The sequence below is a fragment of the Providencia sp. genome (genome assembly GCF_003533305.1).
Taxonomy (GTDB): Bacteria; Pseudomonadota; Gammaproteobacteria; order Enterobacterales; family Enterobacteriaceae; genus Providencia.
Genome location: NZ_DOEH01000033.1, coordinates 22,058 through 29,015 on the forward strand (window position 1 = coordinate 22,058; position 6,958 = coordinate 29,015).

A 6,958-nucleotide genomic window follows, 5' to 3' on the forward strand; every position below is an offset into this window, starting at 1 on the left:
CGCTCCTTGTGGTTTATTGTTATAAAAAAACATCATAATAACCGAACATTACAAATCAATAGATAAGTTTTAGTTAAAGAGATATGCGTTGAAACCTCTTTTTGTTAATGTTGTCTAAGAAGTTCTTATAATTATCTATACTAATGGTAGCTGACCTCTAAGTATAATTAGGGGGGTACCAATAAAATTAAATACTCGAATATTAAATACTCGAATAAAAATCATCGGAGATCAGGATGAAATCATTGTTTAAGGCAAGCCTTCTAGCGACAACATTAGCACTTACTTTTGCAGCACCACAAGTAATGGCCGCAGAAACCAAAGCACAAGCAGAAAATAGTGCATTTAAAAATGCTGAAGAACGTAATGCATACGCATTAGGTGCCTCTTTAGGTCGCTATATGCAAAACTCACTTGAAGAACAAAAAACAATTGGCATTGATCTTGATAAAGCTCAATTACTGGCTGGTGTTCAAGATGCATTTAACAGTAAAAGCAAAATGAGTGATGCAGAAGTTGAAGAAACGCTTCGCCAATTCGAAGGGCAAGTGAAACAAGCCGCTGAGAAAAAAATGAAAGATGAATCAGCAACGAATGAGAAAAAAGGTGCTGAGTATCGCGAAAAATATGCTAAAGAAAAAGGCGTAGTTAAAACCAAATCAGGCTTATTGTATAAAATCGAAAAAGAAGGTACTGGCGCAAAACCTAAAGCAGATGAAACCGTTGTGGTTCATTACAAAGGTGCATTGATTGACGGTACTGAATTTGATAGCTCATATTCACGTAATGAACCACTGACAATTCCATTGAACTCAGTGATCAAAGGCTGGACTGAAGGTCTGGCAAATGTGAAAAAAGGCGGAAAAATTCAGTTAGTTATCCCAGCTGACTTAGCTTATGGCGAAAATGGTGTTCCAGGTATCCCTGCAAACTCTACTTTAGTATTTGATGTTGAATTATTAGATATCAAACCAGCAAGCAAATAAGCTTTTTAGATTGTCATATATGCTGAAACCCAGAGCTAATCTGGGTTTTTGTCATTAGATTCTATTATTTTAATATCGATAAAAATTGAAGGTCGCTCGAAGGCTAAATCTTTATTTTAAGTCTATTCGTTTCTAGTATATTAATTTTTATATCTTACATATTATGAGTAGAACGATGGATTTAATCGTGCTCCTCGCATAATCTCATTATTTTCACATTGTATAAAAAACAGCTTAATTTGTTTAAAACTTGTGATAAAACATACTCTCTTGCATTCATTCACTTGACTGCGACGCTTCGTAGTTTTAACTTCAATGTATTCAATTTTATTCTTTATCATCACGTTTGTTGACTATGCACGATTCAATGAAGGCAAATTAGTCGAATAATGAATGCCTCATTAGTCAACTTGATGAATTTTTTATATTAGAAGGACAATGTTTAAAATGTCAGATTCTATACAACCACATGATCTCAGCGATATTAATATATTAGATAACCAACCGTTCACTGAAACCGACCACGAAATCTTAAAATCCTATGAAGCTGCGGTTGATGGTCTCGCCATGCTCATTGGTGGGCATTGTGAAATTGTTCTTCATTCGTTGGAAGATCTACAACGTTCAGCGGTGAGAATAGCTAATGGTCAGCATACAGGTCGTCAAATAGGCTCGCCAATTACCGACCTCGCATTAAGAATGCTTCATGATATGGCAGATGAAGATTCGAATGCTTCCAAGGCCTATTTTACTAAAGCAAAAAGTGGCGATTTAATGAAATCGGTGACTATTGCTATTCGTAATAAAAAACAACGTGTTATTGGTCTTCTCTGTATTAATATGAATTTGGATGTTCCATTTTCAGAAATTATTAAATCTTTTGTGCCAGAAGAAAAACAAGAAATTACATCAGATGTTAATTTCGCTTCGTCCGTTGATGACCTTGTTGCTCAAACATTGGAATATACTATTGAAGAAGTGGGTGGGGATCGCAACGTTTCAAACAATGCGAAAAATAAACAAGTTGTGTTAAATCTATATGAAAAAGGGATATTTGATATTAAAGATGCGATTAACCAAGTGGCTGATCGTTTGAATATTTCGAAGCACACTGTTTACTTGTATATCCGTCAATTCAAGAATGAATAATAGCACTCAACTAACATATTGTTTGTTAATCACGGGACCTGCGTATGGCACTCAGCAAGCGGCGAGTGCCTATCAATTTGCTAATGCTCTTCTTGAGGAAGGGCATCGCCTGAAAACATTGTTTTTTTATAGCGATGGTGTTCTAAATGCCAATAGCCTCACTTCACCAGCAACTGACGAATTTAATTTAGTTCAAGGCTGGCAAGCGCTTGCAAAGCGTGCTGATTGTGAAATGCACATTTGCGTTTCTGCTGCATTGCGCCGGGGTGTTGCCGATACTGAACAGGCTGAAACGCTGTCTTTATCAGCCAGTAATTTAAGTGATGGCTTCATGATGAGTGGACTGGGAAGCCTAGCAGAAGCTATGATGACAACTGACAGAACGATACAATTTTAAGTCATCGTATAATCAATGTAATTAGTAAGTTGTAATTTAAGGTGTCGAGTGAAAAAATGTGCTTTTGTCTTTACAACAATGCCACACGGTAATGCAAGTGGGCGAGAAGGGCTAGATGCTTTATTGGCAACGTCTGCTATTACTGAAGAAATTAGTGTGTTTTTTATCTCTGATGGTGTGTGCCAAATACTGGCGAATCAAAAAACGAATGAAATTTTAGCCAGAGATTATATTTCGACATTTAAAATACTACCTCTGTATGACATTGATAAGATTTATCTGTGCGCTGACTCATTACAAGAACGAGGTATCAGTGAACACAGCAATTGGGTCGTTTCTCCTCAAATTCTAAACGCAGCCCAAATTAGAGAAAAAATGGCTGCTTGTGATGTGGTACTGAAGTTTTAAATCCGTCATAAAAATTTAATCAGATATTTGGATTTTGACCTCTAGCAGGATTTTTTCTATGCTTTATACTATAGCTACATCCCCGTTTAAGTGTGATTTTCCTGCCATACTGCGTTTAATCACTCACCAAGATGTTGTTTTGTTGATGCAAGATGGCGTTATTGCAGCCGTTGAGCAATCGAAGTATCTTTGCGATTTACAAAACACAGGGGCTCAAATTTATGTCTTGGATGCAGATGTTAATGCTCGTGGACTGCAAAATATCATTTCAAATACTGTTTCGTTAGTCACATATCAAGGTTTTGTGAGGCTAACGGCAGCACATAAGCAACATTTTTCGCTATAAAGGCATTAAAAGTTGTATATTTCTTGACACCTGAGCCAGTCAGCCATAAAATTTCGCGTCCTCGTGTATCGTCATGTTGGCGAACGAGGTCGAAATCCGTGTTTACGAAGCAAAAAATCAGGAGCTTTTTTAATAATGGCAACTATTAATCAGCTGGTACGCAAATCCCGTAGCTCGAAAGTTGTGAAAAGCAACGTTCCAGCGCTGGAAGCTTGCCCGCAAAAACGTGGTGTATGTACTCGTGTATATACAACCACACCTAAAAAACCAAACTCAGCATTACGTAAAGTATGCCGCGTTCGTTTAACTAATGGTTATGAAGTTTCTTCCTACATTGGTGGTGAAGGCCACAATTTGCAGGAACACTCCGTAATTCTTATCCGTGGTGGTCGTGTTAAAGACTTGCCAGGTGTGCGTTATCACACCGTTCGCGGTGCACTTGACTGTTCAGGTGTTAAAGACCGCAAACAAGCACGTTCTAAATACGGCGCTAAAAAGCCTAAGGCTTAATGGATACCCGTTAAGTAAGGCCAAACATTTTTAATCTTAATGTCAAAATAAACTCGTAGAGTTTTGGACAAACCTGAATTAACAACGGAGTAATATCCATGCCACGTCGTCGCGTAATAGGTCAACGTAAAATTCTGCCAGATCCTAAGTTCGGATCAGAATTACTGGCCAAATTTGTAAATATCCTGATGGTAGACGGGAAGAAATCTACTGCCGAAGCAATTGTATATAACGCACTTGAGACATTAGCTCAGCGTTCTGGCAAGACTGCGCTTGATGCATTCGAATTAGCACTGGATAACGTGCGTCCGACTGTGGAAGTTAAATCTCGCCGTGTTGGTGGTTCAACTTATCAGGTTCCTGTTGAAGTTCGCCCGGTTCGTCGTAATGCTCTGGCAATGCGTTGGATCGTTGACGCTGCTCGTAAACGCGGTGATAAGTCAATGGCACTTCGCCTAGCAAATGAACTAGGTGATGCTGCAGAGAACAAAGGTTCATCTGTTAAGAAACGTGAAGACGTTCACCGTATGGCAGAAGCTAACAAAGCGTTCGCTCACTACCGTTGGTAAGTTCCAAAGGTTAGTGGTGTATCTCAGGGTAGCTATTTGCTGCCCTTTATATGATGAATTGAACGCTCACGAGAGAGGAAAACATGGCCCGTCAAACGCCCATAGCACGTTATCGTAATATCGGTATCAGTGCGCACATCGACGCCGGTAAAACGACAACGACTGAACGTATTCTGTTTTATACAGGTGTAAACCATAAAATTGGTGAAACTCACGAAGGTTCTGCAACAATGGACTGGATGGAGCAGGAGCAAGAGCGTGGTATTACTATCACATCTGCAGCGACTACTGCATTCTGGTCTGGTATGGCAAAACAGTATGAGCCACACCGTGTAAACATCATCGACACCCCAGGTCACGTTGACTTCACAATCGAAGTTGAACGTTCTATGCGTGTGCTTGATGGCGCAGTAATGGTTTACTGTGCGGTTGGTGGTGTTCAGCCACAGTCTGAGACAGTATGGCGTCAGGCTAACAAATATAAAGTTCCACGTATTGCGTTCGTTAATAAAATGGACCGTATGGGTGCGAACTACTTACGTGTTGTTGAGCAATTAAAAACACGTTTAGCTGCTAATGCAGTTCCAATTCAATTACCTGTTGGCGCAGAAGAAGCGTTTACTGGTGTTGTTGACTTGATCAAAATGAAAGCGATCAGGTGGAGTGATGAAGATCAGGGTATTAGCTTCGAATACGAAGAAATCCCTGCTGACATGCAAGAATTGGCAGAAGAATGGCACAACAACTTAGTTGAATCCGCAGCAGAAGCATCAGAAGAACTGATGGAAAAATATCTGGGCGGTGAAGATTTAACTGAAGCTGAAATTAAAACTGCTCTTCGTCAACGCGTTCTTGCTAGCGAAATTATCCTGGTTACCTGTGGTTCTGCATTTAAGAACAAAGGTGTTCAGGCGATGCTAGATGCAGTAATTGATTTCTTACCAGCACCTACAGATGTATCGGCAATTAACGGTATTCTGGATGATGGTAAAGATACTCCGGCAGAACGTCACGCTAGTGATGAAGAGCCGTTCTCTGCTTTAGCATTTAAGATTGCAACTGACCCGTTCGTTGGTAACCTGACATTCTTCCGTGTGTATTCCGGTGTTGTTAATTCAGGTGATACTGTACTGAACCCAGTAAAATCAAGAAAAGAGCGTTTTGGTCGTATCGTTCAGATGCACGCTAATAAACGTGAAGAGATCAAAGAAGTTCGCGCTGGTGACATCGCGGCTGCAATTGGTCTTAAAGATGTCACTACAGGTGATACTCTGTGTTCAATTGACGCGCCAATTATTCTGGAGCGTATGGAATTCCCAGAGCCAGTTATCTCTGTAGCAATTGAACCAAAAACAAAAGCTGACCAAGAAAGAATGGGTATCGCTCTGGGCCGTTTAGCTCAAGAAGATCCATCTTTCCGTGTATCTAGTGATGAAGAAACTAATCAGACTATCATCGCAGGTATGGGTGAGTTGCACTTAGACGTTCTGGTTGACCGTATGCGTCGTGAATTTAAAGTTGAAGCGAACGTTGGTAAACCTCAGGTTGCTTATCGTGAAACTATCCAGATCGAAGCGAAGGATGTTGAAGGTAAGCACGCTAAACAGTCTGGTGGTCGTGGTCAGTTCGGTCATGTCGTAATTGACATTTTCCCACTGGACAAGAAAGACAAAGACGGTGCAGAGATGAACTATGAGTTCATCAATGAAATCAAAGGTGGTGTAATTCCTACAGAATTCATCCCTGCGGTTGATAAAGGTATCCAAGAGCAGTTGAAATCAGGCCCGTTAGCGGGTTACCCAGTAGTTAAATTGGGTGTTCGTCTGCATTACGGTTCATACCATGATGTTGACTCATCTGAATTGGCATTTAAATTGGCAGCATCGCTGGCATTTAAAGAAGGCTTCAAAAGAGCTAAACCTGTTCTGCTTGAGCCAATCATGAAAGTTGAGGTGGAAACACCAGAAGACTACATGGGTGATGTAATTGGTGACCTTAACCGTCGTCGTGGTATTATTGAAGGTATGGATGACCTAGCTACTGGTAAAATCGTCCGTGCACAAGTACCATTGTCAGAAATGTTCGGTTATGCTACTGACCTGCGTTCTCAGACACAAGGTCGTGCTTCATACTCTATGGAGTTCTTGAAGTACAGTGAAGCGCCAAACAACGTTGCACAAGCTGTAATCGAAGCTCGTAACGCTAGATAATCGATTTTTATCGATTTAACTACTTTAATTTAAGTTCCTTCTTTATAGTAAAGAGGGAACTCCATAAGGAATAGAGTCGTGTCTAAAGAAAAATTTGAACGTTCAAAACCGCACGTTAACGTTGGTACAATCGGCCACGTTGACCATGGTAAAACTACTCTGACAGCAGCTATCACTACTGTTCTAGCAAAAACTTACGGCGGTTCTGCTCGTGCATTCGATCAAATCGATAACGCACCAGAAGAAAAAGCACGTGGTATCACTATCTCTACTTCACACGTAGAATATGACACTCCAGCTCGTCACTACGCACACGTAGACTGCCCAGGTCACGCCGACTATGTTAAAAACATGATCACTGGTGCTGCGCAGATGGACGGTGC

The 6,958-nt window shown here is 40.5% G+C and carries 9 protein-coding genes; all 9 read left to right on the top strand.

Going from position 1 to position 6,958, the window contains the following annotated elements; genetic code table 11:
• Positions 1–236: 236 nt before the first annotated feature.
• A complete protein-coding gene (gene fkpA, locus DD649_RS19980) occupies positions 237–986 on the top strand; it encodes an FKBP-type peptidyl-prolyl cis-trans isomerase (RefSeq protein ID WP_294111044.1) in 750 nt (249 codons plus the stop codon).
• A gap of 447 nt (positions 987–1,433) precedes the next feature.
• Positions 1,434–2,135, top strand: coding sequence for a transcriptional regulator (locus tag DD649_RS19985; protein ID WP_294111047.1), 702 nt, complete (start codon positions 1,434–1,436; stop codon positions 2,133–2,135).
• Complete coding sequence (gene tusD / locus DD649_RS19990) at positions 2,128–2,532, top strand: sulfurtransferase complex subunit TusD (protein WP_294111050.1); 405 nt, start codon at positions 2,128–2,130, stop codon at positions 2,530–2,532. Before DD649_RS19985 ends, tusD begins: the two co-directional genes overlap by 8 nt.
• Positions 2,533–2,580: 48 nt before the next feature.
• A complete protein-coding gene (gene tusC, locus DD649_RS19995; protein ID WP_294111053.1) occupies positions 2,581–2,940 on the top strand; it encodes a sulfurtransferase complex subunit TusC in 360 nt (119 codons plus the stop codon).
• 58 nt (positions 2,941–2,998) lie between these two features.
• On the top strand, positions 2,999–3,286 hold the full coding sequence (gene tusB / locus DD649_RS20000; RefSeq protein ID WP_294111056.1) for a sulfurtransferase complex subunit TusB: 288 nt from the start codon (positions 2,999–3,001) through the stop codon (positions 3,284–3,286).
• Positions 3,287–3,421: 135 nt separating this feature from the next.
• Positions 3,422–3,796, top strand: coding sequence for a 30S ribosomal protein S12 (rpsL, locus tag DD649_RS20005; RefSeq protein ID WP_004923923.1), 375 nt, complete (start codon positions 3,422–3,424; stop codon positions 3,794–3,796).
• 98 nt (positions 3,797–3,894) lie between these two features.
• Positions 3,895–4,365, top strand: coding sequence for a 30S ribosomal protein S7 (gene rpsG / locus DD649_RS20010; RefSeq protein WP_294111157.1), 471 nt, complete (start codon positions 3,895–3,897; stop codon positions 4,363–4,365).
• Positions 4,366–4,448: 83 nt separating this feature from the next.
• Positions 4,449–6,575 carry an elongation factor G gene (gene fusA, locus DD649_RS20015; protein WP_294111159.1) on the top strand — a complete coding sequence of 709 codons (2,127 nt, stop codon included), beginning with the start codon at positions 4,449–4,451 and terminating at the stop codon, positions 6,573–6,575.
• A gap of 78 nt (positions 6,576–6,653) precedes the next feature.
• The coding region (locus DD649_RS20020; protein ID WP_294111164.1) for a GTP-binding protein at positions 6,654–6,958 on the top strand (305 nt) is incomplete at its 3' end.

Bases quoted from the DNA above. Each gene is read 5' to 3' on its own strand.
- fkpA (WP_294111044.1), top strand. From the start codon at position 237: ATGAAATCATTGTTTAAGGCAAGCCTTCTAGCGACAACATTAGCACTT.
- DD649_RS19985 (WP_294111047.1), top strand. From the start codon at position 1,434: ATGTCAGATTCTATACAACCACATGATCTCAGCGATATTAATATATTA.
- tusD (WP_294111050.1), top strand. From the start codon at position 2,128: ATGAATAATAGCACTCAACTAACATATTGTTTGTTAATCACGGGACCT.
- tusB (WP_294111056.1), top strand. From the start codon at position 2,999: ATGCTTTATACTATAGCTACATCCCCGTTTAAGTGTGATTTTCCTGCC.
- rpsL (WP_004923923.1), top strand. From the start codon at position 3,422: ATGGCAACTATTAATCAGCTGGTACGCAAATCCCGTAGCTCGAAAGTT.
- rpsG (WP_294111157.1), top strand. From the start codon at position 3,895: ATGCCACGTCGTCGCGTAATAGGTCAACGTAAAATTCTGCCAGATCCT.
- fusA (WP_294111159.1), top strand. From the start codon at position 4,449: ATGGCCCGTCAAACGCCCATAGCACGTTATCGTAATATCGGTATCAGT.